This is a genomic window from Euryhalocaulis sp. (assembly GCF_013911995.1).
Lineage (GTDB): Bacteria > Pseudomonadota > Alphaproteobacteria > Caulobacterales > Maricaulaceae > Euryhalocaulis > Euryhalocaulis caribicus.
On the sequence record NZ_JACESD010000043.1, the window covers coordinates 1 to 25,601 of the forward strand.

Annotated in this window: 29 protein-coding genes and 1 pseudogene; 12 read left to right on the forward strand and 18 right to left on the reverse strand. The window is 65.2% G+C overall.

Translation table 11 applies throughout. From position 1 onward, the window contains the following. From H2040_RS11065 to H2040_RS11085, 5 genes and pseudogenes are all read left to right on the forward strand, one after another. Window positions 1-1,175: [protein-PII] uridylyltransferase family protein (locus H2040_RS11065; RefSeq protein WP_287157441.1), on the forward strand; the 1,175-nt coding region annotated here is incomplete at its 5' end. Between the two features lie 67 nt (window positions 1,176-1,242). Then, complete coding sequence (locus H2040_RS11070) at window positions 1,243-1,725, forward strand: CREC-EF hand family protein (RefSeq protein ID WP_287157442.1); 483 nt, start codon at window positions 1,243-1,245, stop codon at window positions 1,723-1,725. 38 nt (window positions 1,726-1,763) lie between these two features. After that, window positions 1,764-2,327 (forward strand): annotated as a pseudogene (locus tag H2040_RS11075) (RNA polymerase sigma factor); the annotation flags it as partial. After that, a complete protein-coding gene (locus H2040_RS11080; protein WP_287157443.1) occupies window positions 2,324-2,767 on the forward strand; it encodes a hypothetical protein in 444 nt (147 codons plus the stop codon). The pseudogene H2040_RS11075 and the gene H2040_RS11080, both read left to right, overlap by 4 nt. A gap of 2 nt (window positions 2,768-2,769) precedes the next feature. Beyond that, window positions 2,770-3,339 carry a periplasmic heavy metal sensor gene (locus H2040_RS11085; RefSeq protein ID WP_287157444.1) on the forward strand — a complete coding sequence of 190 codons (570 nt, stop codon included), beginning with the start codon at window positions 2,770-2,772 and terminating at the stop codon, window positions 3,337-3,339. Here H2040_RS11085 and H2040_RS11090 read toward each other — a convergent pair. The 5 genes from H2040_RS11090 to H2040_RS11110 form a co-directional block, all read right to left on the reverse strand. Then, entirely contained in the window at window positions 3,336-6,053 is a 2,718-nt protein-coding gene (locus tag H2040_RS11090; protein ID WP_287157445.1) for a PAS domain-containing sensor histidine kinase, read from the reverse strand. The two genes, H2040_RS11085 and H2040_RS11090, sit on opposite strands and share 4 nt — an antisense overlap. Before the next feature lie 87 nt (window positions 6,054-6,140). Continuing rightward, window positions 6,141-6,668: a response regulator gene (locus H2040_RS11095; RefSeq protein WP_022698710.1), complete on the reverse strand. Its 528-nt coding sequence runs from the start codon at window positions 6,666-6,668 to the stop codon at window positions 6,141-6,143. 94 nt (window positions 6,669-6,762) lie between these two features. After that, the gene (locus H2040_RS11100; RefSeq protein ID WP_287157446.1) at window positions 6,763-7,326 is read right to left on the reverse strand and encodes a hypothetical protein; all 564 of its coding nucleotides are present in this window, start codon (window positions 7,324-7,326) and stop codon (window positions 6,763-6,765) included. A 58-nt stretch (window positions 7,327-7,384) separates the two neighbouring features. Beyond that, window positions 7,385-8,110, reverse strand: a complete 726-nt coding sequence (locus H2040_RS11105; protein WP_287157447.1) for a TVP38/TMEM64 family protein — start codon at window positions 8,108-8,110, stop codon at window positions 7,385-7,387. 84 nt (window positions 8,111-8,194) lie between these two features. Further along, a complete protein-coding gene (locus H2040_RS11110) occupies window positions 8,195-9,508 on the reverse strand; it encodes a GntP family permease (protein ID WP_287157448.1) in 1,314 nt (437 codons plus the stop codon). A 201-nt stretch (window positions 9,509-9,709) separates the two neighbouring features. Here H2040_RS11110 and H2040_RS11115 point away from each other — a divergent pair, with 201 nt between their 5' ends. The 3 genes from H2040_RS11115 (at window position 9,710) to H2040_RS11125 (ending at window position 12,598) form a co-directional block, all read left to right on the forward strand. Then, window positions 9,710-10,663 carry a DUF5996 family protein gene (locus tag H2040_RS11115; protein WP_287157449.1) on the forward strand — a complete coding sequence of 318 codons (954 nt, stop codon included), beginning with the start codon at window positions 9,710-9,712 and terminating at the stop codon, window positions 10,661-10,663. A 162-nt stretch (window positions 10,664-10,825) separates the two neighbouring features. Beyond that, complete coding sequence (dusA, locus tag H2040_RS11120) at window positions 10,826-11,773, forward strand: tRNA dihydrouridine(20/20a) synthase DusA (RefSeq protein WP_502709334.1); 948 nt, start codon at window positions 10,826-10,828, stop codon at window positions 11,771-11,773. Window positions 11,774-11,779: 6 nt separating this feature from the next. Further along, window positions 11,780-12,598, forward strand: coding sequence for a sulfite exporter TauE/SafE family protein (locus H2040_RS11125; protein ID WP_287157451.1), 819 nt, complete (start codon window positions 11,780-11,782; stop codon window positions 12,596-12,598). Here H2040_RS11125 and H2040_RS11130 read toward each other — a convergent pair. The 7 genes from H2040_RS11130 to H2040_RS11160 are packed head-to-tail and all read right to left on the reverse strand — an operon-like array spanning window position 12,577 to window position 16,084. After that, window positions 12,577-13,005, reverse strand: a complete 429-nt coding sequence (locus H2040_RS11130) for a VOC family protein (RefSeq protein WP_287157452.1) — start codon at window positions 13,003-13,005, stop codon at window positions 12,577-12,579. The two genes, H2040_RS11125 and H2040_RS11130, sit on opposite strands and share 22 nt — an antisense overlap. Before the next feature lie 13 nt (window positions 13,006-13,018). After that, window positions 13,019-13,726 (reverse strand): TIGR02281 family clan AA aspartic protease, encoded by a 708-nt coding sequence (locus H2040_RS11135; RefSeq protein ID WP_287157453.1) that lies wholly within the window; start codon window positions 13,724-13,726, stop codon window positions 13,019-13,021. Continuing rightward, window positions 13,723-13,932: a DUF1289 domain-containing protein gene (locus H2040_RS11140; protein WP_287157454.1), complete on the reverse strand. Its 210-nt coding sequence runs from the start codon at window positions 13,930-13,932 to the stop codon at window positions 13,723-13,725. Before H2040_RS11140 ends, H2040_RS11135 begins: the two co-directional genes overlap by 4 nt. Next, window positions 13,932-14,411: a CC0125/CC1285 family lipoprotein gene (locus H2040_RS11145; RefSeq protein WP_287157455.1), complete on the reverse strand. Its 480-nt coding sequence runs from the start codon at window positions 14,409-14,411 to the stop codon at window positions 13,932-13,934. Before H2040_RS11145 ends, H2040_RS11140 begins: the two co-directional genes overlap by 1 nt. Window positions 14,412-14,454: 43 nt before the next feature. Then, window positions 14,455-15,435 (reverse strand): methylmalonyl Co-A mutase-associated GTPase MeaB, encoded by a 981-nt coding sequence (meaB, locus tag H2040_RS11150; RefSeq protein WP_287157456.1) that lies wholly within the window; start codon window positions 15,433-15,435, stop codon window positions 14,455-14,457. Between the two features lie 33 nt (window positions 15,436-15,468). Continuing rightward, complete coding sequence (locus H2040_RS11155; RefSeq protein ID WP_022698722.1) at window positions 15,469-15,804, reverse strand: heavy metal-binding domain-containing protein; 336 nt, start codon at window positions 15,802-15,804, stop codon at window positions 15,469-15,471. 7 nt (window positions 15,805-15,811) lie between these two features. Then, window positions 15,812-16,084, reverse strand: a complete 273-nt coding sequence (locus H2040_RS11160) for a hypothetical protein (RefSeq protein ID WP_022698723.1) — start codon at window positions 16,082-16,084, stop codon at window positions 15,812-15,814. A 139-nt stretch (window positions 16,085-16,223) separates the two neighbouring features. Between H2040_RS11160 and H2040_RS11165 the strand changes: the two genes are divergently transcribed. After that, window positions 16,224-16,958: an SDR family oxidoreductase gene (locus tag H2040_RS11165; RefSeq protein ID WP_353844847.1), complete on the forward strand. Its 735-nt coding sequence runs from the start codon at window positions 16,224-16,226 to the stop codon at window positions 16,956-16,958. A gap of 72 nt (window positions 16,959-17,030) precedes the next feature. Here the strand turns inward: H2040_RS11165 and H2040_RS11170 are convergent, their stop codons facing one another. The 6 genes from H2040_RS11170 to H2040_RS11195 form a co-directional block, all read right to left on the reverse strand. Beyond that, window positions 17,031-17,444, reverse strand: a complete 414-nt coding sequence (locus H2040_RS11170) for a GFA family protein (protein ID WP_287157459.1) — start codon at window positions 17,442-17,444, stop codon at window positions 17,031-17,033. After that, entirely contained in the window at window positions 17,441-18,433 is a 993-nt protein-coding gene (locus H2040_RS11175; RefSeq protein WP_287157460.1) for an HWE histidine kinase domain-containing protein, read from the reverse strand. Before H2040_RS11175 ends, H2040_RS11170 begins: the two co-directional genes overlap by 4 nt. A gap of 150 nt (window positions 18,434-18,583) precedes the next feature. After that, a complete protein-coding gene (locus tag H2040_RS11180) occupies window positions 18,584-19,126 on the reverse strand; it encodes an RDD family protein (protein ID WP_287157461.1) in 543 nt (180 codons plus the stop codon). Then, entirely contained in the window at window positions 19,126-19,791 is a 666-nt protein-coding gene (locus tag H2040_RS11185; protein ID WP_287157462.1) for a lysoplasmalogenase, read from the reverse strand. The genes H2040_RS11180 and H2040_RS11185 overlap by 1 nt, the downstream gene beginning before the upstream one ends. 41 nt (window positions 19,792-19,832) lie before the next feature. Continuing rightward, complete coding sequence (scpA, locus tag H2040_RS11190) at window positions 19,833-21,971, reverse strand: methylmalonyl-CoA mutase (RefSeq protein WP_287157463.1); 2,139 nt, start codon at window positions 21,969-21,971, stop codon at window positions 19,833-19,835. Beyond that, a complete protein-coding gene (locus H2040_RS11195) occupies window positions 21,964-23,484 on the reverse strand; it encodes a methylmalonyl-CoA mutase family protein (RefSeq protein ID WP_287157464.1) in 1,521 nt (506 codons plus the stop codon). Before H2040_RS11195 ends, scpA begins: the two co-directional genes overlap by 8 nt. 123 nt (window positions 23,485-23,607) lie before the next feature. Here H2040_RS11195 and H2040_RS11200 point away from each other — a divergent pair, with 123 nt between their 5' ends. The 3 genes from H2040_RS11200 to H2040_RS11210 all read left to right on the forward strand — a co-directional run. Then, window positions 23,608-24,762 (forward strand): DUF2793 domain-containing protein, encoded by a 1,155-nt coding sequence (locus H2040_RS11200; RefSeq protein ID WP_287157465.1) that lies wholly within the window; start codon window positions 23,608-23,610, stop codon window positions 24,760-24,762. Further along, entirely contained in the window at window positions 24,759-25,220 is a 462-nt protein-coding gene (locus tag H2040_RS11205; RefSeq protein ID WP_287157466.1) for a D-Ala-D-Ala carboxypeptidase family metallohydrolase, read from the forward strand. Before H2040_RS11200 ends, H2040_RS11205 begins: the two co-directional genes overlap by 4 nt. Beyond that, on the forward strand, window positions 25,208-25,601 hold a 394-nt coding region (locus H2040_RS11210), incomplete at its 3' end, for a hypothetical protein (RefSeq protein ID WP_287157467.1). The genes H2040_RS11205 and H2040_RS11210, both read left to right, overlap by 13 nt.

Sequence of the window (25,601 nt, forward strand, 5' to 3'; positions counted from 1 at the left end):
CGCTCGCCTCTCGTCCGGAAGCGCTGGAAGCCTTCGTGGCGCCGGGCGTCGACGCGCTGGAATTCGAGAACCTGCGTGAGGAAGCGCAGAAGGTCGTCGAGTCGGCGCGCGATTTCGAGGAAGCTCTGGACAATACCCGCCGTTTCGCCCGCGAAACTCTGTTGCGCGTGGGGATTGAAGCCCTGCGCGATCAGGCGGCGGCCGGGGAGGCGGGCCGCGCCCGCGTTCGCGTGGCGGAGGCGCTGGTCGCGGCTCTGCTCCCTTCTGTCCGGCGGGAAATAGAACGTCTTTACGGCTATCTGGACGCCCGCGTCGCCCTGATCGGCATGGGCAGTTTCGGCGCGGGGGAAATGACCTACGCGTCCGATATCGACCTGATGATGGTGTACGAGGCGGGGGAACAGTCTGAATCCGTAGACGGTCCGCGCAGCCTGACGCCGGAGACCTGGTGTGCGCGCCTCATGCAACGCCTGGTCAGCGCGCTGTCGGTGGAAACCTCCGAAGGCCCGCTGTTCAATGTCGATCTGCAATTGCGGCCCTCCGGCAATGCCGGGCCGGTGGCGGTGCGGCTGGGCGCGTTCCATCGCTACTACCAACGGGAAGCCTGGACTTGGGAAATGATGGCGCTGACCCGCGCCAGAATGGTTGGCGGCGATCCCGCCCTGTCGGACGAGGTCGCCGATCTTTTGCGGAACCTGCTGCGGAGCAAGCGCGATACTCGCGAAACCGCGAAAGATGTCGCGGACATGCGCCGCCGCCTCTCGCGTGAAAAACCGTCCCGGGGCTATTGGGATCTGAAACGCGCGAAGGGCGGACAGATCGATCTGGAGTTTACGGTCCAGTATCTCCAGCTAATTCACGCGCATGAAATCCCTGACGTCCTCAGCCCGTCGCTCTTCGAATCCCTGAACGCCCTGGCTGATGAGCACATCCTGACGCAGGAGGAAGCCGGTGCGATGGCGCACGCCGCGCGGCTGAATCTGGACCTGGGTCAGCTCTTCGCATTGGCGGTGGAGACCCAGTTCGACCCAGAGACAGCGCCCGAAAAACTGAAAATGCGCGTGGTAAAAGCCAGCGGGGCCGACTCCTTCGCCGATCTGGAAGCCATGCTGGACCGTTACCGCCTCATGACGTGGCAGGCGTATGAACGCATTGTCCTATCCGCAGCCGGCTAGCGACGGAATTGAACGCTCCGCCCGTTAAAGGCCATGAGGGATACAATTCTCGTAAGGAGCAAGCCTCATGAAAAAGGCAATCTTGTTGGGCGCGGCGAGCGCCATTCTTCTGGCCGCGGGCGCGGCGCAGGCGGCCGGCCCGCGCGGTCATCATGGACATGCGGGCGGCGGCATCATGCTGAAAGCGGCCGACGCCAATGGCGACGATGCGGTAACGCAGGAAGAGGCCGCCTCCCTGCAACAGGAAATGTTCGCCTGGATGGACCGTAACGGCGACCAGGTTCTGGACGACGCGGACCAGTCGCCGGTGATGCAGCGGCTCAAGGCAATGCGCGCGGACAGCGAAGACGGCGACGAGCCACTCCGCCAGCGTGATCGCGAGATTGACGCAAATGACGATGGCCAGGTGACCTGGGCCGAGTATTCGGCGCATCATCAGGCGCGGTTTGCCGAGATGGACGCCAATGACGACGGGCAGGTGACCATGGAAGAAGCCAAGGAAAACATGCCCGACCGCCGCAAGCGTTTCTTCAAGCGCGGTGACCGCTAGGGCCGCAATCGCTCACGCGCTTCGAGAGGAGAGACAGTCCAATTCGCGATCACGACGCGTCTCTTCTCTCCCGCGCCGCGGCGGGCGACCGTCGCGCGGCGGCGGATCTGGTGTCCGCCCATACGCCGCGCCTGATGGCGCTCGCCCGGCGCATGCTGCGTGACGAAGCCGAGGCGGAAGACGTGGTGCAGGAGAGTTTCATCCGGCTGTGGCGCATGGCGCCGAACTGGCGTTCCGGAAAGGCGCGGCTGTCCACATGGATGCACCGTGTCGCGCTCAATCTTTGTTATGACCGCTTGCGCAAGGCCAGGCCGGTTGATGAGGAAGCGCCCGACATTGCCGATGACGCGGATGGTCCCGCGCAAGCGCTGCATCAGAACCAGCTTTCGGCGCGCGTACGCAGCGCCATTCAGAACTTGCCGCCCCGGCAGCGCGCGGCCATCGCTCTCTGCCACTTTGAGGAAACGAGTAATATCGAGGCCGCCGAGATTCTGGAAATCAGCGTCGAGGCCGTGGAATCGCTGCTTTCCCGGGCACGACGCGCCCTGAAAGCCTCGCTTGCCGCAGAGGCGGGCGCCTGGATGGAGAGAATGGAGCCATGATGATCCGCAAGACCCTCACGCCGGAACGGGCCAGAGCCATCCTGGACGCCTATGGCGCCGAGCCCGCGCGCTGGCCGGCGGACGAACGCCGCGCCATGCGCCGCGCTCTCAAGGGCGATGCCGATCTACAGGCGGCGGCGCGTGAAATGGCGGCCCTGGATGCGGTTCTGGCGACCGATCGTCCCGTCCGCGATGTCCCGGCGCTGGAAGCGCGCATTCTCGCCGCCGCGCCATCTCCGGCTGCTGCTTCGAATCCGTTCGCAAGCCGGCGCCAGATTCCCGCATTTGCGGCCGCAGCGGCGCTGATGGTCGGGTCTCTGGCCGGGTTCGGCGGGGCGCTGGTTTCTCCGCAGGCGTCCGACCCTGCGGCTGATGTTATCGCCAATGCGTTCGCCAATCCGGACGCGGTCTTTGAAATTGAACTGGATGCTGAGGTCTGAGAATGAGCGGATTTCGATTGACGCCCCTGACCGGGCTGCTGCTGGCCTCGCTGCTGATCAATGGCGTGTTTCTGGGCATGGCCATTGCCGACCGTCTGGACGGCCCGCGGCGCGGACCGCCCGAACATATGGACCGCACCTCCTTCGTCATTGGCGCGTTCCTGCGCGCCGCGCCGGAAGACAAGCGTGAGGCGATGGAGGATGAAATCCGCGCGCATTTCCGGGAAGCCATGGCGACGCGGCGGCGCGTCTGGGAGGCGCAGAAGGATGTCTATGCGGCGCTGGTGGCGGATCCGTTTGACCGGCCGCGCGCGGAAGCGGCGCTGGAAGCGGCGCGTGAGGCCGGGCTGCTGGTCGACGTAAAGGGGCACGAAATCATGCTCGACCTCGTGGAAGATCTGGATGCGGAAACGCGCAAGAAGGCGCTGGAAGCCGGCTTTGGCGGTGATTTCCGCAAGCGCATGCACCGCGGGGGGGCGCGCCGCCACGAACGCGGCCATGATGGCAGACCGGCCGAAGGCCCGCCGCCGGAAGGTCCCCGTCCTGACGGTCCCCCGCCGGACCAGCGCTAGCCGGTGCGCGCGCCCCAGTTCTGCGGCGTGCCGCTGACGAATTCGTCCTCGTCAGCGTCCGCGGGCTCTTCCTCAAGGACATAATCACCGGGCGTATCCGCCTCGGGATCGCTCCCGGCCTTTATGTCTGCGGCGGCGATTTCATCGTCGCTCTCGTGGATCAGCTCGCGCTCCCATGCGCGCGCCTCGGTCTCGCTGACCGGCTCCACGGGTTCGGGCGGCAGGGTGAACACGATGGTCGTGCCCTCGCCGATGCTGGAATCGATGTCCAGCGTTCCGCCATGCATCTCCACCAGCGATTTTGACAGCGCCAGGCCCAGCCCCGAACCCTGATGGGATTTGGAGTGCTGGCTCTCGATTTGCTCGAACGGCCGCGCCAGTCGCGGAATATCCTCGTCAGCGATGCCGATGCCGCTATCGCTGACCCGCACTTTCACGCCTTCCTCATGCGGGTGGGCGCTGATCTCCACGCGACCGCCCTCGGGCGTGAATTTCACGGCGTTGGACAGCAGGTTCAGGATGACCTGTTTGATGGCGCGCGGGTCGGCCTCGATCCGCGGCAGGTCGCCCAACTCCATTTTCAGCTCCAGACCCGCCTCCTGGGCCCGGCCGCGCATCAGGCGGGCGCATTGCTCCACGATCTCGTCGGGATAGATCAGCTCGGTCTGAAGTTGCAGCTTCCCGGCCTCGATCTTGGACATGTCCAGAATGTCGTTGATCAGCGCCAGCAGGTGCTGCCCGCTGGAAAGAATGTCCCGCACGTATTCCTGATAGCGGTCGTCGCCCAGCGGTCCGAACATCTGCTTCAGCATGATTTCCGAAAAGCCGTTGATGGCGTTCAGCGGCGTGCGCAGCTCGTGGCTCATATTGGCCAGGAACTCGCTCTTGGAGCGGTTGCCTTCCTCGGCCCGGATCTTCTCCGCCTCATATTTCCGCGCCAGCTCCTTGATGCGTTGCTGGCTGCGCTGCAGGTCTTCGTAATTGCGCCGCAGCTGGCCTTCGGAATCCTTGAGCTTGACCTCCTGACGCTTGATGGAGGTGATGTCCGCGCCGACCGAGACGAGGCCCCCGTCGCGCGTCCGCCGTTCGGAATAGTGAATCCAGCGGCCGTCCGTCAGCTCCATTTCCTGAACTTCGTCGCCCTCGTCATTGGGGCGCACTTCCTTGATGGCTTCCTGCGCCGCGGCCTCCACCATGTCGTAATGCACGCCCGGTTTCAGGACGTGATCGCCCAGCTGGAAGAAGTCGCGGAACTTGCGGTTCCACAGCACCAGCCGCTGCTTGGCGTCCCACAGCACGAAGCTCTCGGACATGGATTCCAGCGCCGCGCGAAGCCGGCCTTCCGCCGCCGCGATGCGCGCCTGCGCGCCCTTCTGCTCGGTGATGTCGATGGCCACGCCCACGATGCGGCCGCGCTCATCGTCGCTGCCCGTCCATGGCCGCCCGCGCGCATGCAGCCAGACCGGCAGGTTGGCGGCGCGGAACTCCACGTCCACCGACTGCGCCCCCGCCGCGCCGCGAAGCGCCATGCGCAGACGGTCGCGGTCCTCGCTGCGGACCAGTGACAGGAACTCCGCCCCCGACAGGCGCGACCCGCCGGCCTTGCCCAGCATCCGGCCCAGCGAATCCGTCAGGTAAACCGTGTCGGACGCCACGTCCCAGTCCCATACGCCGCAACGCGCGCCCTCGATGGCCAGCCGGAAGCGGACCTCCGAGTCCTGCAGAGCCTGACGGGTTGAGCGTATATTGCTCATCTGGTTCAGCAGAACGCCGGAGAGCCCGCCGGCAATGATCACCGGCGCCAGAGCCATCAGGCCGTACCAGATCATCAGGGACCGCCAGGCCGCCTGATTGATAACGGGCTGACCGGCGACATAGGCCAGCGCATTGAGCCCGGGCAGGGACGCCACGCCGACCGCGGCTTTCTCGCCGCCCACATTCCCGTCATCGAACACCGCCGCGCCGCCCCTCGGGACAGAGCGCACATCGTTCGCGCCAACCCCGAACGCGGCCGGGGCTGTCGCCCCGCTGGCGCGTCCGGCGGGTTTCACGGCCAGCAGGGCGCCGTCGGGCGCGGAAAACGCCATTACCCGCCCGTTATTGGGCGCGGGCAGCAGCGGCGCGGGATCAAGCACGGCCAGAAGCGCGCCCTGGCCCAGCGCCTCATTGCGCACGGCAATCGCCATCACCAGCGCGCGTTCGCCGTCAATCGTCACCGCCGCAACGCCGGATTCGGCCAGCAGGGCCTGCTCGGCCGCCGTTTCGTAGTCGGGGGTCAGATTGCCCCGCGTCGCAGCGGCCACGCGGCCGCCCTCGCCATAAAGGATCAGCGTTTCTACCGCGTCAGGCTCGATGGCGCGGGTAATCACCGCGTTCATCCGGCCGGCCCCGTCTGTCTCGGCCAGTTCCCGCGCGGCGGCGTCCAGTCCGCCCCGCGCTTCCATCAGATTGCTGTTAATGCGTTCGGCGGCATAGGCGGCGGCGCGGGCGAAGTTCAACTCCGCCTCGGCGACCAGTTCGCCATGTTCCTTGTGCAGCCTCAGGCCAACCACGGCGATGAACGCCACCGTGAAAAGCAGGACAAAAATCAGGATCATGCGCGCCTGATCGCCCAGCGCCGCTTCTTCGTCGCGCCGGCTCTCGGGTGATTTTAATTTCGCTTCGCGCTTCTGGGGCTTAGACCCTGAAGGCGGCTTAGCCCTTTTAGCCGCCATTTTCCCCCGAATCCCTGATCGATGATTTCTCGAATCATTACCCTAACTATAGGGCGGGGCGGGGAATAGTGTCGACGGGGGAATGCGCTATGCGGCCTCGCCGCCCGTTAAATTTTCGCCATCCCCTTCGTCATCCTCACGCCGCGCGGGGCCGTTATAGGGGGCGGTCTTCTTGCGCCGCCGGTCGGGGCCGAAAAACTCTTTAGTGCGCACAAAGGGACGCGGGTGATCGATGACATTGGCGACCTTGCGGAACAACTCGTTCGCGGTAACCGGTTTGACGCAGAATTCCGTCACGCCGTGATCGCGGGCCTCCTCCACGCGCGTGCGCTCCGCATAGGCGGACAGCATGACGATCGGCAGATAGGGGTTGGGGGCCTCGTCGCTCGTGCGGACGCGGGTCACCAGATCCAGTCCGGTCTCGTTATCCAGAAGATAGTCGACGACCACGAAATCAACCGGCTCGTTGCGGATCGTCTCGAACGCCTCATTGACGCTGCGCGCTTCGTAAAATTGCTTGATGCCGAACCCGCGCAGGATCGTTTTCACGATCTGCAGCATGTGAGCGTTATCGTCCACGATCAGGACGCGCAGAACATCCAGTTTTGCGGTCATCTTGCTGTTTCCGCGTTCTCAGGTCCGGTCAGATTGCGCAATTCTAGGATGAAAAATGCTTCCCGCCGGTTAAAACCGGGGCCGCGCGCAGCCGCTATTCCGCCGCCGTGCGCGCCGCGGCGGGCGCCGGGGTGTCATCAATATATTCCAGAATGCCTTTCGCCTCGGTGGCCAGCGCCTCGACTTCGGCCGGAACATCGCCGGGGCTGGACCGCACGGTCTGCACCAGTTCGCGTGCCACGCGCGCCAGCCGCAGACCGGAAGTCATCACCCGGGCCTGAAATTCTATACGGTGCGGGTCGCGGTCATATTCCTGCCCCGGCACGCGCCAGCCGCCCCAGTCCTTTTCATCGGTAACCACAACGGGAAACGTGCCCGGATAGGGGTGACCGGCGCTGGATTCGGCGTCATGCCACTTGTTCTTGGCGCGCATCAGCCGCCAGTTTTCCTTGCTGGCGTTCTCGGTGTCGCCGCCGCGCGTTTCGGGCTGGGAAAGCTCGGCTTCGGAAAAGTCCCGGCCCAGGCCGCAATCATAATAAACGCGTACAGGCTCGGGCACGTCGCGCACCCATTGCGGTTTGACCTGTTCGATCACCGCCCATGTTCCCACAGGTTTCACGTAAACCCGCTGGTTCTTATGGAAATTTGCCTTCGCCATGGCCCGCCTCGCCCGTTTATGGAGGCGGGAAGCTTACGCGGGTTCGCTTGACGCCCGGTTAAGCCGATTGTTCGGATTCCTGTCCTTCACTGGCCTCGATATCCTTCTCCGCCAGAATCCGGCGCGCTTTTCGCGACACCAGCCAGACCGTGACGCCCGTGGCCAGCAGCCCCAGCGTCAGGATAACCGCCCGGACAAAGCCCACCCCGGCGCCGGCGGCGCCGCCCAGCGACCCGATCCAGACATAAAGAAGCGTGCCGGGGATGATTCCGAAAAAGGTAGCGAACACGAAGGCCGGAAAGCCCAGTGAGGTGCCGCCCAGCGCCCAGTTCTGAAGGCTGAACGGCACGACCGGCGACAGGCGCAGCAATATGGCGATACGCCAGCCTTCATCGCCGATTGCGTGATCCACCGCTTTCAGTTTCGGACGATTGGCGATCAGGTTGCGGATGCGTTCGCGGAACAGATAGCGCCCGCTCAGAAAGGACAGGGAGGCACCCAGCGTCGCCCCGATCACCACCAGCGGCGCGCCCCACAGGCCATAGGCCACGCCGGCGGCCAGCGTCAGCAACGCGCCCGGAACCAGCGCGAAGACCGATATTGCATAGACCAGAATGAAAATGATCCACCCGGTCGGCCCCAGATCCCGCACCCACAGGCGGAACGATTCCACCCACTGGTTCAGGGGGAAAAAGGACCACGCGGCCACCAGTCCGGCGACCGCCAGAACGGCGATGGTCAGATAGAGGAAAGTCTTGCGCTTGGCGGGCTGTTCCTGGGTCATGCCCCTTAACTAGAGCGCGGGCGCGGGCCGCGCCAGCGCCTCACACGCCGCGTGCCGGTATTGTGATCGTCCGTTATCGGACCCCTAGAAAATGATGAACAGCCCGACCGCCAGAACCAGCCCGACTAGAGGCAGGATCACCGTCAGCGCGCCCACCGGTCCATAGGCGCGAGCGTGCGTTTCGCCGCAGATGGCGCGAATGGTCGTCACCACGTATCCGTTATGCGGCAGGCTATCCAGCGCGCCGGAGGCCAGCGCCGCCACCCGGTGCAATTCGCCCGGCTCCACGCCCGCATCAATATAGCCCGGCGCGATCAGGGGCAGGGCGATGGTCTGCCCGCCGGAGGCCGAACCCGTCAGGCCGCAGATCACCGTCACCGCGATGGCGGCCCCGATCAGCGGGTCGCCCGGAATGGCGGTCACCACGCCCAGCGCCTGCTGGAAGGCCGGCGTCAGTTGCGCCACCGTGCCGAACCCGACCACGGCGCAGGTATTGGTAATGGCGATTACCGCGCCGGTCGCGCCGACGCCGAACGCCTTGGGCATCTGCATCCGGTGCCGCCAGCCAATGGCCAGCGCCGCCAGCGTGCCAAGCCCCAGCGCCAGAACCAGCGCGTATTTGCCCAGCATGTCGTCGGTCAGGTTGAACGCGGCCAGCACGATGATCAGCGGCACGAGGCTCAGGATCGGGTGCGGCAGCGGGCCTTCATCCCGTTCAACATGCTCGCCCAGCGCCCCCTCGAACGTCTCGCCATTGGCGACCGCGCGCCCGACCATGCGCTGCAGCCAGATATATCCGGTGATTGCCAGCAGCACGGCCACCACGGCGGAAACCCGCCAGCCCGCCATGGCGGTCGTGCCCAGAAATTCGATCGGGATCAGGTTCTGGATTTCCGGCGACCCGGCGGAGGTCATGGTGAAGGTGACTGAACCGAAGCACAGCGCGGCGGGAATGAAACGGTGCGGCAGATTGGCATCGCGGAACAGGCTGACCGCCATGGGGTAGACTGAAAACGCCACGATAAAGACGCTCACCCCGCCATAGGTCAGCGCCGCGCAGGCCGCCACCACGGCCAGTACGGCGTAGCGCACGCCCAGCCGCTCGATGATAAATTTCGCCGCGCTGTCCGCCGCGCCGGAGGCGGACATCACCTCGCCGAAGATCGCGCCCAGCAGGAACATGAAGAACCAGTCGGCGAAAAAGCCGGTGAAGCCCCGCATGTAAGCGGTCACGTAATCGGGGGCGTCGGCGTCCGCGAAGGGCGGCATCATCGCCACACCGCTCGTGATGGCGACCAGCGCGGCGCTCACCGTCGCGGCGATGATGATGTGCACGCCCCGCATGGTGAGCAGGATCAGCAGGCCCAGCCCTGCAATGAGTCCGATTGCGCTGATCACGTGAAGTCCCCCTCAATTCCACACGCTCTGGCGGCGCGTCTCCCTTTGCAAGGGATAGGGGCGTCAGCGAAACGGGGCAAGCATCCGCGCCTCACACAGCCCCCGGACGCTTGCATCAAGGCTTCACGCTGCCGTGCAATGCTTCTTGCGGTAGAATGGTCCGGAGGCAAAACGCGCCTGGCCCTGGAAGGAGTTTTCTGGATGACCGCTTCAAAAAATGCGAGCGCGGCCTGGCCGCCCCTGCCATATGCCGATTGGTCAGAGACCGCGGCGGCGCTTCATCTGTGGACGCAAATCGTCGGCAAATACCGGTTCTCTCATACGCCGTGGGTCAATCATTCCTGGCACGCGACGCTCTATGTCTCCCCGCGTGGTCTGACGACCGGACCGGTGCTGGACGACGGGCGGCCGATTGTCCTCACCTTCGACCTGCGGGAACACCGGCTGGTGGCCGAAACACCGGATTCGACCCGCGACTTCCCGCTTGAGTCGATGAGCGTCGCCGAGTTCCTTCAGCGCACGGCTGATCTGGTTGAATCGGCGGGCGGGCGAATGGACATCCACGGCGCGCCGAACGAAATCCCTGACGCCATTCCCTTCCAGCAGGATCAGCAACCGCGTCCCTACGACGCTGAAGCGGTCGAGCGGTTTCACCGCGCTTTGCTCAGCATCAGCGGAGTCTTTGAAAAATTCCGTACGGGATTTCTTGGAAAGGTCTCGCCGGTGCACCTGTTCTGGGGATCGTTTGATCTGGCCGTCACCCGCTTTTCCGGCCGCAAGGCGCCGCTTCATCCCGGCGGCGTTCCGGCCTTGCCCGATGACGTCACGCAGGAAGCATACAGTCACGAAGTCTCGTCCGCGGGATTCTGGCCCGGCGGGGGCGGGGTGGATGAACCGATGTTCTATTCCTACGCCTACCCGACGCCCGATGGTTTCTCCGAACGTCCGGTCGAACCGGATGCCGTCCGCTATGAGACCGCGCTCGGAGAGTTCCTGCTGCCTTATGAAGCTGTCCGCGCCAGCGCCACGCCGGAAGCCGACCTGCTGGCCTTCCTGCAGTCGACCTATGCCGCGGCCGCCGATCTGTCGAACTGGGACAGACGGTCTCTGGAGTGCGAACTCGGCGCCCCGCGGGTCCCGCGCAGGATAGCGTGACGGGTTGGTCCTCCCGCCTCCGGCGTTCCAGGGGTGGATTGTAGAAGGATGGACAGGGTATAGGCTGACGCGCCTGCGAGGCGTTCGCCAGTTACAAAAGTGATGCCCTTAACCGACCAAGATAAACCCGCGGCTCTCGACCGCCGTTTTTCCATTGCTCCGATGATGGACTGGACAGACCGGCATTGCCGGTATCTGCATCGTCTCATCACGAAGCGGGCGCTGCTTTATACTGAAATGGCGGTCGATCAGGCGCTGATCCATGGCGACGCCGCGCATCTGATTTCCTTCGATCCGGACGAACAGCCCGTGGCGTTGCAGCTGGGCGGCTCCACGCCGGCCGATCTCGCCCGCGCCGCCCGCATCGGCGAGAATTTCGGCTATCGCGAGATCAATCTGAATGTCGGCTGCCCCTCGGACCGGGTCCAGTCCGGCCGCTTCGGCGCCTGCTTGATGCGCGAACCCGCGCTGGTCGCCGACTGCATCAAGGCGATGCAGGACGCGGTCTCCGTTCCGGTCACCGTGAAATGCCGCATTGGCGTGGATGAACAGGATCCGCGCGAGGCCCTGTTCGGCTTTGTGGAGACGATCGCGGCGGCGGGCGCGGACGTGTTTATCGTCCATGCCCGCAAGGCGTGGCTGAAAGGCCTTTCGCCCAAGGAAAACCGCACCGTCCCGCCGCTGGATTATGGCCTGGTGCGCGATTTGAAGCGGGAACGCCCGGACCTCTCCATCAGCCTCAATGGCGGCCTTGCCAGGCTGGATCAGTGCGTGGAGGAGGGCGCGGGGCTGGATGGCGTCATGGTCGGCCGCGCCGCCTACCAGACTCCGTGGATGCTGCGCGATGTCGACGCCCGCGTCTTCGGCGGCGATCACGCGCCGGAGCGCACGGAGATCGCCGCCCTCTACGCCGATTACATCGATCGGCGGATGGGGGAGGGCGTGCCCCTCCGCGCCATGACCCGCCACATGCTGGGCCTCTATCATGGCGAGCCGGGCGCGCGGGAGTTCCGCCGTATCCTGACGGTCGAGCCGGGGCGGCCCGGCGCCGGACCCGAAGTCGTCACGCGCGCCCTGGCGGCCGTGGATTCCCGCGCCGCGGCGGCCTGACGCTTCATGACGCCCGACATCATCTTCCTCATCGCCGCGCTGATCGGCGCGGGTCTGTTCGCCGGCCTGGTGGCCGGGCTGTTCGGCGTCGGCGGCGGCGTGGTGATCGTGCCGGCGGTCTATTACGCGCAGGCCGCGCTCGGCTATCCGGAGGAAACCCGGATGCACGTGGCGGTGGCCACCTCGCTCGCCACTATCATCGCCACCTCGATCCGCTCGGTCATGGCGCATAACAAAAAGGGCGCGGTGGACTGGAATGTTCTCAGGGCCTGGTCGCCCTGGATCGTGCTGGGCGCGCTGGCGGGCGCGTTCGTGGCCGACATGACGCCGGGCCTGGCGCTGACCGCCTTCTTCGGCGCCGTCGCCATGCTGATCGCCGCGCAGATGTTCTTCGGCCGCCCCGGCTGGCGGCTGGCGGACGAACTTCCGGGCGGCCTGCCGCGTGCGGGCATGGGCGCCGGGATGGGGCTGGCCTCGGCAATGATGGGGATTGGCGGGGGCACGTTCGGCGTCCTGCTGATGACGCTCTGCGGCCGCTCGATTCACAAGGCGGTGGGCACGGCGGCGGGCTTTGGCGTCGCCATCGGCGCGCCCGCGGCGCTGGGATTTGTCATCGCCGGCTGGGGCGTGGCGAACGTGCCGCCCGGCTCGCTCGGCTATGTCTCCGCGCCGGGCTTTTTCTTTATCGCCACGCTGACCGTCCTGATGGCCCCGGTCGGCGCGGCGCTGGCGCACCGGCTGGACGGCAATCTGCTGCGCCGCCTGTTCGCCATCGGCCTGACCGTGACGGCCTGTTCGCTGCTCTATGAGGCCTTGGCGGGATAGGCGCGGATGATGCCGTCCGCGTCCGGCGTCCATTGCGGGTTATAGGCGATTTCCCAGTAATGCCCGCTCGGGTCGGCGAAGACGCCGGAATAGCCGCCCCAGAATTGTTTTTCAGGCGGCCGCGCCGCCCGCGCGCCCGCCTCCAGCGCGGCGGCGTATTCGGCGTCCACCGCCGCTTCGCTCTCCACGTTCAGCGCCAGGAAGGACGGGCCGAACCCGTCAACTTCGCCGCCGACCTCCTTGGCCAGCGCCGTTTCGGGGTGGAGGAAGACCAGAATCCCGGCCGCCTGATAGACGGCGTAATCCTCGCCGCCCGTCCCCTTTTCCCAGCCCAGCCGGTCGAAAAAGGCGACGGAGTCGTCCAGATCCTTCACCCCCAGCGTGATCAGGTTCACCTGCTGGCGCATAGCGCGTCTCCCCTTACTGCCGCAGGATCAGCGATTCCTGCGTCGCTTCGTAACGCGAGAGCTGGCCGAGGAAGCTCATCCCCAGCAGGGACTGCGTCAGCACGTCATTCTGCGGCACCACGGCGGCGACATTGTTCACCCGCACATTGCCGATCTTCACCTCGTCCAGCCGGATCAGCGCGCTGCGCGTTTCGCCATTGGCCGTCATCATGCGCTGGGTGTAGCGCAGCTCGTCGAAATCGATGCCCAGCCGCCGCGCATCGTCGCGGGTCAGCACCACCGCGCTCGCCCCGGTATCCACCAGGAAGCGCACGCGCGTTCCGTTCACCGTGCCTTCCGCCCAGAAATGCCCGTCCAGCGCCCGCCGGACAGAGGCCGCGCTGCCGGAATTGGGCTCGCCCGGCGGCGCGGTCACCGTGCCGGGGGAAAGCTCCGCCATCACCCGGTCGGTGATGGGCCGGAAGGTGTCGCGCATGGAATAGGCGACCACGAGCGCCAGGATGATCACCGCCCAGGCCAGCAGCGATTTCAACGCATTGCCCGGCGTCTGCCGCCACCCCACGAACAGCGCCACCAGCAACAGCGCCAGCCAGCCCACGCGATAGGCCAGCGGCTCGCTCATCCCGCCCTCCATCGCGCCGGGGGCCAGAACGCGCGCGGCCAGCACGGCGATCAGGATGATCGCCACGATCAGCGCGCCATATCCGATCACCCGGCTCATGTGTCTTCCCGCATGGCGTAAAATTCCGCCTCCAGCCGCTTCGCGCGGCTCTCAAGCCCGTCCATGACCGCCTGCCGTTCGTCCTCGGTCATTTTCGACCACCGTCCGATTTCTTCCAGAGAGCGCCAGCACCCCACGCAATGGCGCAGCTTCGGATCTACGAAACAAACATTGATACAAGGCGAAGAGGCGGGCGGCGCTTTCACTATATCGAGGCGGGCCGCAGATTGAGCAGCACGGCGCGCGCATCGTGGGCGTTGCCGTTATTGGGGATGGAGCCGCTGCCCAGCACGATTTCCAGGGAGGCTTCGGTCTCCGCCCGTCCGCTGAAGGACCGGTTCGCGCCCAGGCCAAAACCGGATCCGCCGCCGCCGAACCCGGCCCCGATGGAAAGGCCCGTGCCGCCCGCCCGGGATTTTGTCGCATGGCGGTTGGTCACGATGAACCATTCATGCCCGCGCTCCAGGGTCAGTTCCGCCGCGCGCACCAGCGCGAAGTCCTGCACGCGCTGCATGCTGTCGCCGGACGTGCCCGTATAGGTCACGCGGAAACGGGTGTTTTCGATCTGTGTCTGGCTGAAGCCGGGATCGCCCGGACCCGCCGACGGCCCGTATGCGCTCGGCGCGGTCGCGCAAGCGGCAAGCAGGGAAAGGGCGGCCAGGGCTGTCAGTTGTTTGAACATCATGTCCTCAAGGCTAGCCGGCGGCTTTGTCAAAGATAGGGCGGCGTCAGGGGTTTCGCCACGCCGCGATGATCTCGTCGGCCGCCGCCCCGGCGGGAACCGCCCCGGACGCCACGTCATCCTCGAGCCTTTTCAGGGCGTCTTTTGCCCCGCCATCGGCTTCAAACGCCTCCATGACGCGCTCTTCCAGCATGGCTTTAAGCCAGGATACGCGCTGATCCCGCCGCCGCGCCTCGAACTTCCCGGCTTCTTTCATGGCCGCGCGGTGGGCCTCCACGGTCTCCCACACTTCGCCGATCCGCTCTTTCTTCAAGGCCGAACAGGTCAGAACCGGCGTCTGCCAGACCGTCTCGCCCGGCTGCAATATGTGGATCGCCGCTTTCAGGTCCTTCGCCGCGCGCCGCGCCCGTTCGGCGTTGTCGCCGTCGGCCTTGTTGACCACCAGAATGTCGGCGATCTCGATAATTCCCTTCTTCACGCCCTGCAGCTCGTCGCCCGCGCCGGGCAGCATCAGCGCCAGGAACGTGTCCGTCATGTCGGCGGCCAGCGTTTCGGACTGCCCCACGCCCACCGTCTCGACGATCACCACGTCAAACCCGGCCCCCTCGCAGATCAGGATCGCCTCCCGCGTCTTGCGTCCGGCCCCGCCCAGCGCGCCCGATGACGGGGAGGGACGGATGAAGGCGTCTGGATCGGCCGCAAGATCGGGCATCCGCGTCTTGTCGCCCAGGATCGATCCCTGCGTGCGGGAGGAGGAGGGATCAATCGCCAGCACGGCCACTTTCATCCCCCGACCGGTCAGGAAGGTGCCCAGCGCCTCGATGAAGGTGGATTTGCCCACGCCCGGCGGCCCGGTAATCCCGATGCGTTTCGCCGCCCCGGCGCAATCGGCCAGGGCGGTCAGCACGGTTTGCGCCGCCGCCCGGTGTTCAGGGCGGGTGGATTCCGCCCATGTGATCGCACGCGCCAGCGCCGCGCGGTTTCCCGTGCGCACATCGGCGGCCAGTGAATCGGGATCGGCGGTCATGGGCGCGAGCCTAGCGGCGCGCGCAGTCCCCTCCTAGCCCAGCGTCACCGCCGTGCCGGAGACGCTGACCATCAGCATGCCGGATCCGCCCTCGCGAGCGATGGATTCATAGTCGATGTCCACGCCCACCACGGCGTCCGCGCCGCGGCTCTGCGCCTCGCGCGCCATCTCGTCCAGCGCGATCTCCCGCGCCTCGCGCAGGGATTTTTCGTAGGATCCGCTGCGCCCGCCGACGATGTCGCGGATGCCGGCGAAGAAATCCCGGAACACGTTCGCGCCCAGAATGGCCTCTCCGGTGACGATGCCTTTGTAGTCCGTAATGGTTTTTCCCGGAATGCCTTCGATCTTGGGCGTGGTTGTAATGATCATGGTTTCCTCAAAGTCCTAGATTTTCGGCCACTTCCAGCCAGTGAAATATTCCCAGCACGAAAATAATCATGCCCACAACCGCGGCGGTAAGCGCGACGGAGATCAGCACCTGAAGCGGCGTAATCCCCTCGATCATGCCGCCATGCAGCACGTCTTTCGAATAGCCGGCGCTATAGTCCAGTTGCGATTTGGAACGGAATTTCTGACAGCGCGGCTCATAGGAAGTGTGCTGGCTGTAGCTGATGGGGCCGAAACGGCGCTGGGGGCGTCTGCGTGACATGTCTGAATACTAGGCCGCCCCGCTGCTGCGCGCAGGGGTGAAAAAAGCCCCGTGATTCCCGTCCTGCCCCTTGAGTGAGCATTCACTCACGCCATATCGCTTGGTCTTGAATACGCATCCTATCGAGAGGACAGAACTCATGAGCATTGAAAACAAAGTTATTTTCATTACTGGCGGCAGCAGTGGACTGGGCGAAGCGATCGCGCGTCACGCCGCTGCGGAGGGCGCGAAAGTTTTCCTGACCGCCCGCCGCAAGGATCGTCTGGAAACCATAGTCGCCGATATTGAGAAGGCTGGCGGTAAGGCGGCTTTCAAGACGGCCGATGTTACAGACGCCGTGCAGGTCAAGGCGGCGGCGGACGCCGCAACAGAAGCGTTCGGCGCGATTGACGTGCTGGTAAACAATGCCGGCCTCATGCCGCTTTCGCCCATGGGCAAGCTCAAGACCGATGAATGGGAAACCATGGTCGACGTGAATATCAAAGGCGTTTTGAACGCCATCGCCGCGACCTTGCCGGACATGCAGGCGCGGGAAAGCGGCCACATCATCAACATGTCGTCCGTGGCCGGTCACAAGGTTTTCCCGGGCGCGGCGGTTTATTGCGGCACCAAGTTCGCCGTACGTGCAATCTCGGAAGGCCTGCGCGCCGAAAATGCGGGCAAGCTGCGCGTCACTAACGTCTCTCCAGGCGCCGTGAATACGGAGCTCACCTCCACCATTTCCGACCCCGATGCGAAGGATATGGCCAATAATCTCTATGAAATCGCCATCGGTGCGGACGCCATTGCGCGCGCCGTGGTCTTCGCCATCAAGGAACCTGACGATGTCAGCGTGAATGAGCTGATTATCCGGCCGACTAAGCAGGAACTCTAGGGCTTCAAAGCGCCTCCGCGCCGCGTCAGACACCCCGAAACGGTTTCTGGCGCGGCGGCCTTATCCAGCTGTCTAGCCTTTCTGTTCCTCGAACAACTCGCACTGAGCCGGAAATTCGACCCAGCCGTGCCGGGTGCCGGTCCAGACCGCGCGTTCGGGCGGGGGAAAATCCGGGTCCGCGAAACACCCCACCGGCACGCCCACAATATCGGCGGCAAATTCACCGGTGAAATAGACGCTGGTCCCGCAGGACGGGCAGAAGTGAAACGTCACCCGGCGTCCGCGCTGCGACCGGCGCTCGAACGCTTTTGACTCGCCTTCGATATGCACCTGGCCGGATGAAAAATAGGCGTTCACGCCAAACACGCTGCCCGTGCGGCGCTGGCATTGCGTACAATTGCAGGCCGCAACGCCGTCCGGTTCGCCGCGCGTGCGCGCAACCAGCGCGCCGCAGGCGCAGGATGCGGTGCGGCTTGCCCCGGTCATTCCTCGCGCGGCGCCGGGACGGCGATTTCACAGACAAGGCCCGTCGGTTCGAATTTACGCTCGATGGTCGCGCCCAGTTGCGACTTGGTGAATTGTTCGATCACCAGGCTCCCGAAGCCGCTTTTTTCCGGCGCTTTCAGGCCCTTCATCCCCGCCTCGCGCCAGGTAACGCTGAAGCCGCCATCGTTGTCGCGCTCGGTCCACTTGATTTCCAGCGCGCCTTCTTCCCGTGACAGCGCCCCGTATTTCGCCGCATTGGTCGCCAGTTCATGAAACGTCATGGAAAGCGATTGCGCTTCGCGGGGATTCAGCATCACGTCCGGGCCTTCAATAGCGATGCGCGTCCGGCGGTCATCGCGATAGGGCGCCATCTCGTTGGACAGCAACGCCTCCATCGTGGTGCCGTCCCATTCCCCTTCCGACAGCAGGCCGTGCGTGCGCGAAATGGAATCAATGCGCGCGCTGAACCGCTCCGTGAAATCCTCCATGGAATGGCTGCTCATCGCCGTGCGCCGGCCAATCGCGGTTACCACGGCCAGCAAATTCTTCACCCGGTGATCCAGCTCCGCCGAAATCACCGCGGCATGACGCTCGGCCTCGACCTCGCGGGTGACATCCAGCGCGTGATGAAGACAAAAAGCAGGGTTCCCCGCCTGATCATAAATGGGCGTGTTGGTGACGTTCCAGTAGATATCGACGGTCTCGCCGCGCTTTCCCTTTTCCACCGGAACCGCGAACAATTCCTTTTCCAGCCGGTTTTCCTCGCCGGTCAGGGCGCGTTGGATCGACTCGCGGAATTTCTCCTCCCGCTCCGGGCTCTCCGGAAAGGCTTCGAAAACATATCGGCCCTGCAAGTCTTCCCAGTGCGTGCGGGTGACGTCGAGATAGGCCTGATTGGCGCCCACGATACTCAATTCACGATCAAGGATCATGAAAGGCGAAGGCAGCGTGTCGAAAACGCGTCTGAAATCTATGTTTCTGGTCGGCATGCGCGGCTTCTCAAAAATTCTGGGCGGCGGGAGCCATGCCGGAGCCTTAGCGGCTCAGACCTCCCCCAAAAGTCTAATCACGCTGGCGGCGCGTTCCAAGAAAATCGCGAAACCGGGATGAATAGCAAGTGCGATTGGACAAGCTTGCTCTTAATGTGGAGCAATTTGATCAGAAACACGCTGCACAGTTACGCCCGCAGCGTGGTCATAGGGCGTGCGTCCGGCCCCTAGAAACAGGGTGATTGCATAGATCAGCGCAACGATCAGCGCGCCAATCCACACCGCCACATTCCACGCGGCGGGCCGATCAACAAATGGCTGTCCGGGCGCGTACCAGATCGCAATATGCGCGGCCTCCCAGGGCAGAAATTTAAGCCCGTTGCGGATCAGCGTCCGGAGAAATCCGGCCCGCTCGCCGTCAGCGCGCACGACTTTCAACTTCAGGACACGCTTGCCCGGCGTGCCGCGTAGCGGTGAGGCCTCCATTACTGCAAAGCCCAGAATGATCGGGGCCGTGACCGTAGCGAACATGGTCAGGTGCGCGATGATGCGTCCGCCTGGCGTGTCCAGACCAAGCCGGTCGGGCGCGCCTGTTGCAAACGCCGCCGCCGTTAACAGGGCCAGCCAGATCGCCATGACAAGGTAATCGACCACAAACGCCAGCAGGCGGCGTATGGGCGCGCGGCCCGTCATTATGCCATTTCCTTGCGCGCTGCGCCCCGCATTGCCGCGAAACCCAGAGTCAGCAGGATTTGCGCCGCGACATAGCTGGCCCAGATCCCGGGTTCGAATAACAGGTCTGGCAGGCCGTTCTCCGGCTTGAAGACGCGTATGGCGATCAGACTGTCTGAAATGATGAACAGCGCCGCCCCGGCGGGCAGCGCCAATCCGCGCGACGGCGCCCACAGCGCGGTCACGGCCATTGCCGCAATCGCCCCCGTATAGGCGATGACAGGGATGCGCATATCGCCCAGATCGGCCCACAGATAGACCGGCATGGCGACGACCAGCGCCCCCAGCAGCGCCAGCTCGGCCCAGGTCCAGCCGCTCTTTCGCGCCCCTTCGCGCCGGATCGCCCGCACAAATGCCGCCAGATAGATCAGGTGCGCGACAAGAAACGCCGAAAGCCCCGCCGCCATCGGCGCCAGATCCATCAGAACATCGCCCACCGCGGACATCCCCAGCCCCGCCGCGAACAGCGCGCTGTCCGGCACAGGCAGGCGAAACGCATAGATCGCCAGCACGACAATCCCGCTGGCTTTCAGAATGGCGGCGGCCTCCGGGGGCATATTGCTCCCGAAAAGCCAGTAAAGGACGCCTAAAACCGGCGCCAGAAGCAGCAAAACATGTCGATTCAAGCGCCAAACCTCCCCGTTCCGGCGTCAAAACCTGCGCAAAATCAGGGCGTCAGGGCTTTGATAAGCTCCATACTGGCCTCCGCAATCACCGTTCCGGGGCCGTAAATCGCCGTCGCGCCGGCCTCGTACAGGGTGTCATAATCGCCCGGCGGGACCACGCCGCCCACCACAATGCGGATATCCTCGCGCCCTTCTTCGCCCAGAGCGGCCTTCAATTCGGGCACCAGAGACAAATGTCCGGCGGCCAGCGAGGACGCAGCGACAACATGCACGTCGTTTTCCACCGCCTGCCGCGCAGCCTCTTCCGGAGTCTGGAAAAGCGGGCCGATATCCACGTCCCAGCCGAGGTCGGCAAAGGCGCTGGCGACCACTTTCTGGCCCCGGTCATGGCCGTCCTGGCCCATCTTGGCGATCAGGATGCGCGGACGCCGGCCTTCCTTCTCCGCAAAGGCGTGCGCGGCCTCGCGGGCCTGTTTGACCAGCGCGTTGTCGCCCGCCTCGGCGGCGTAAACGCCGGTCACCGCCCGGGTCTCCGCGACATGGCGGCCCCACGCTTTTTCCAGAGCATAAGAGATCTCTCCCACCGTCGCTTTCGCCCGCGCCGCATCCACCGCCAGCGCCAGCAGATTGCCCTCGCCGGAATCCGCTGCTTTCGTCAGCGTATCCAGCGCGTTTTCCACGGCCCCGGCGTCGCGATTGCCTTTCAGTTCCTGCAATCGGGCCATCTGGCGAGCGCGAACTTCCGCGTTGTCCACCTTCAGCATCGGGATGTCGTCCTGATGCTCGGGCCGGAACTTGTTGACCCCCACGATCGTCTGGTTTCCGGCGTCGATCCGGGCCTGTGTGCGGGCCGCCGCTTCCTCGATTTTCAGCTTCGGCAGGCCATCCACGATGGCCTTGGTCATGCCGCCCAGCTCCTCGACTTCCCGGATATGATGCAATGCGCGGTCGACCAGGTCCCGGGTCAAAGATTCCACGTAATATGAGCCGCCCCACGGGTCCGCGCAGTCGGTCATATGGGCTTCGGATTGAAGGAAAATCTGCGTGTTCCGGGCGATTCTGGCCGAGAAATCGGTGGGCAGGGCCAGCGCCTCGTCCAGGGAATTGGTGTGCAGGCTTTGCGTTCCGCCATCCACCGCGGCCATGGCCTCGATCGCCGTGCGGCCGACATTGTTGAACACGTCCTGCGCGGTCAGGGACCAGCCCGATGTCTGGCAATGGGTCCGCAACATCAATGACTTGTCGTTTTGCGGGTCGAAATTGGTCTTCATCAGGTGCGCCCAGAGCAGGCGCGCGGCGCGCAGCTTGGCGACCTCCATGAAGAAGTTCATCCCGATGCCGAAAAAGAAGCTCAAACGCGGCGCAAACCGGTCGATATCCAGCCCCGCATCGACCCCGTAACGGGCATATTCGACGCCATCGGCCAGCGTATAGGCCAGCTCCAGGTCCGCCGGAGCGCCCGCTTCCAGCATGTGATAGCCGCTGATCGAGATGGAATTGAAGCGCGGCATGTTCTCCGCCGTGTAGGCGAAGATGTCCGAAATGATGCGCATCGAGGGTTCGGGCGGATAGATATAGGTGTTCCGCACCATGAATTCTTTCAGGATATCGTTCTGAATCGTGCCTGAAAGCTGCTTTGGGCTGACCCCTTGCTCCTCCGCCGCGACGATATAGAGCGCCAGAACGGGCAGAACTGCGCCGTTCATGGTCATGGAGACGCTCATCTGGTCCAGCGGGATCTGGTCGAACAGGATGCGCATGTCGGCGATGGAGTCGATGGCCACGCCGGCCATCCCGACATCACCAGAAACCCGTTTATGATCAGAGTCATAGCCGCGATGCGTGGCGAGGTCGAACGCCACCGAAAGCCCCTTCTGGCCGGCGGCGAGATTGCGGCGGTAGAAGGCGTTGGACTCCTCGGCCGTGGAGAAGCCGGCATATTGCCGGATCGTCCAGGGGCGCTGAACATACATGGTCGGGTAGGGGCCGCGCACGAACGGCGCGGCGCCCGGCACGCTGTCCACGAAGTCGATGTCCGACGTGTCTTTCGGTCCGTAGACCGGCTTTACGCCAATCTTTTCAGGCGTTTCGGCGGTCGGCTCATCGGGAAGAGCGGCGGAGTTTCCAGCCGCGCCGAGGTCCATTTTCGTGAAATCGGGAAAGCGCGTTGCGTCAGCCATTGAACGCCTCCGCCCAGCGGATGGGTTTTACGGGTTCGAAGTCTCCGGTTTCCGGCGCGGCCGGGGGCAGAACGCCGCCGGATTTCGCGGCCTCCAGCGCCGCTTTCCAACCGGTTTCGGGTATCGGATCGCCCTTGGTCGGTTCGGGCGGCGGGGCGGTGTCGCCGGTGGCCGGTTCGTCGAAATCGGATGGATATTTGTTCAGGCCAAGCAGGATGTCGCCGTTTTCATATTGCTTGAAGCGGGCGTCGCGGGCCTCGCCGATCTTGCTCTGAACGAAGCCTGATTTCAGAGCAGCGGAGAGACCGCCTTCGCCTTCTATTTGCTGGAAAAGCGACCATGCGGCCTTGGCGATTTCGTCGCTGAGCGTCTCGTGCAGGAAGGCCCCGCCGGCGGGGTCCTGAACGCGGCCCATATGGGATTCCTCGGCCAGCATGATCTGGATGTTGCGGGCCAGACGCAGGGCGAAGGCCGTGGGGTCGCCCGCGGCCTCGGTCAGCGGGCGGACGGTGATGGCGTCCGCGCCGCCGGCGTCGCCGGCAAAGGCGGCGGCTGTGGTGCGCAAGAGATTGGTCCAGGCGTCCTTCGCGCTCATCATGCGGCGGGCGGTGATGGCGTGGATGTGCGGGGCGGCGTCCGCGCCAAAGGCGGAGGCGACCTGCGAAAACACCCGCCGGGCGGCGCGCAGTTTCGCAATGTTTTCATGAACATCACTATCGGCGGCGAGGCGGATTTCCATGGTTTTCGCCGCCGTGTCCGAGGCGATCCCGGCACCGATCAAGGCGCGGAAATATTCTGACGCCTCGGCCGCCATCCATGCGATCTCCTGAGCGGACGTCCCGCCTGCTTCGCAGGCCAGATCCGCGCGCACGGCGATGGTTTTGAGGTCAGGTTGTTGTTCGGAAGCCCATTTTACGGCTTCCGCCAGCGGCGCTTCCCAGCCCTCGGGGATGGCGCCGGAGAGCGCGCCGAGGGCGATGGGGGAGAGGCCGAACCCGCCCTTGATATCGGCGGGCTTCGCGCCGGAGTTTTCCCAGTGCGCGGCGAGCAGGGCGGCGGAGGCGAGGCCGCCGTCGAACAGCCAGACGCCCGCCAGATTCAGCTTCACGCCTTCCAGCGCGGCGGCCAGTTCATCGGCGTTGCGGGCGGATACGCCGCCATTGCCAAGACGGAGGGTGAGGGACGACGCGCCGCCTTCCAGCGCGGCTATCGCGGTTTTCGCAGCCTCTGGGGGCGTTCCGCCGGGGATGGGCGCGCGAATATCCCATGGAAGAAAGCGGTCGCGCACCGGCGCGGCGCCGCGCGTATAGGGCGCTTCGCCCGGCGCGCCGGCAGCGCCGTCTTCGGGCGCGTCGCCACGAAAGAAAACGGGGCCGCGCACGATTCCGTCCGCAGTCTTTCTTGTAAGGCTTTCAAGAGGTTCGCCCTTCAGCGAGGCCTCGGCGAGGGCGCGCCAGTCATCCGCGCTGACGGGCGGAAACTCGGCTGCGATGTGGGATGCGTCATCAGTCATTGGAGACTTGGTAGCGCGGGGGCCGGACCGGGGAAAGAGCGGGGATGAATCGCAAATAATCAGACCGGGTTCGCGGCGGAGCCATGATCAGGGCGACAACCAGAAACGAGGCCCCCGAAGATCATGGACAGCTCCACCAATCTGCAAATGCCTTACCTGATGCCGTCACAGGCGCAGAAGCATGTCACCGTCAATGAATCGCTGCGCAGACTGGACGGGCTGGTGCAGGCCAGCGCGGTCAGCCGCAGCATCAGCGAACAGCCCGCCGATCCGGCGGACGGGGCAATCTACCTGCTTCCTGCTGGGAAGACGGGCGCGGCGTGGGACGGCTTCACCAACTACGCCATCGCCTATCACGTCGACGGGGCATGGGAGCAGATTATCCCGCGCGCCGGGTGGCGCGTCTGGGTGGCGGACGAAGGCCGGTTGCTGGTTTGGGACGGGACGGGCTGGACAGTCGCCAACCCGTTCGACCAGGCGCTGAACGCCGCCGATACGCCGCGTTTCAGCGGACTGGTTTCCCAGGCCGATGTGACCATAGAAACCCCGTCAAACCCGACGCTGGATATTGTCCGCACGGGGGCGGGCGCCGGCGCGGCGGGACGGGTGGATTTCTTCGCGCCGGACGATTCCGGGGCCAGCCAGATCATGGGCCGGATGGATTGCGTGGTGTCCGGCGACGCCGCCGGGGCGGAAACCAGCGCCTATCGCTGGTCGCTGAAGAATGGCGGGGCGTTCGGGCTGGGCCTGCAACTGTTCGCCACCGATACGCGCTTCTATGCGCCGGCGGGGACGGAGCGTTTGCGGCTGGAGGCCGGGGCGCTGCGGCCCGCCGCCGATGACGATATTTCCGCCGGGTCGGCGTCTTTCCGGTTCAGCGAGGTGTTTTCCGCGACCGGGGCGATCAATACCTCGGATGCGCGGTTGAAGACCGTGCGCGGCCCGCTGGACGCGGCCGAGCGCCGCGCAGCGCGCGCTGTTCTGGCGGCGGTCTGTCTTTACCAGTTCGCCGATGCGGTGGCGGTGAAGGGCGAGGACGGCGCGCGGCTGCACGCCGGACTGCTGGCGCAGGACGTGGCGGCGGCGTTCGCGGCGGAGGGACTGGACCCCGAACGCTATGGCCTGTTCTGCGCCGATGCCGAGTTCGAGACCGATGAGGCTGGAGAAACCCGGCCCGTGATTGATCCCGTAACGGGCGAACCGGCGGTGCGATACGGCCTGCGCTATGCGGAGCTGATCGTCTTTCTGCTGCCCGTGCTGGGGGAGGCGCTGGCGTGAAGACCGGGCTGTTGGCGGACTGGCGGGCGGCGCAGTGGGACGCCCGGCGCTGGCCGGATTTCCGCGCCGCTGAGCTGGCCTGCAAGTGCGGCGGGCGGTTCTGCGGCGGGGAATATTTTCACGACCCGGTGTTTCTGGACGCGTTGCAGCGGATGCGGGACGCGCTGGGCGCGCCGGTGATCGTCAATTCCGGGCATCGCTGCGCGCTGTGGAACGCCCATGTGGGCGGCGCCCCGGCGTCCGAACATAAGCGGATCGCGGCGGATATCCGCCTGGCCGGTCACGCGCCGGGGGCGCTGCTGCGCGCGGCGCGCAGGGCCGGTTTTTCCAGCTTCGGCTTCTACCGGAGCTTCCTGCACATGGATCTGCGTCCCGGGCGGCGCTGGTTCGGCGGCGCGGCGGCGCGGCGCTTCTGGAGCCCGGTCATTATCGAGGAGGAGATGACGTGGTGGAAATAGCGGGGATGGGCGCCTCGGCGCTGTCGGGCGGGCTGTTCGGCCTGCTGGGCACGGTGGCGGGCCGGGTGATCGGCGTGTTCGAGCGGCGCGAGGCGCGGGCCGACCGGGCGCTGGAGATGGAGCACGACGTGCGGCGCTGGGGGCATGAGCGGGATTTGCAGGCGCTGCAGATGGAGGCGCGGCGGCAGGAGACCGAGGACGAGCTGGCGATAGCCGCCGTGGCGGGGTCCTATGCCGGGCTTACCGCCTCGCTGAACGCGGAGGCGGGGATCGACGCGCCGGGCTGGGTGAACGCGGTGCGAGCGCTGGTGCGGCCCGTGATCACGCCATTGCTCTGGGTGGCGGTGTTCATCGTCTTCTACCGCACGGCCAGCAACAGGC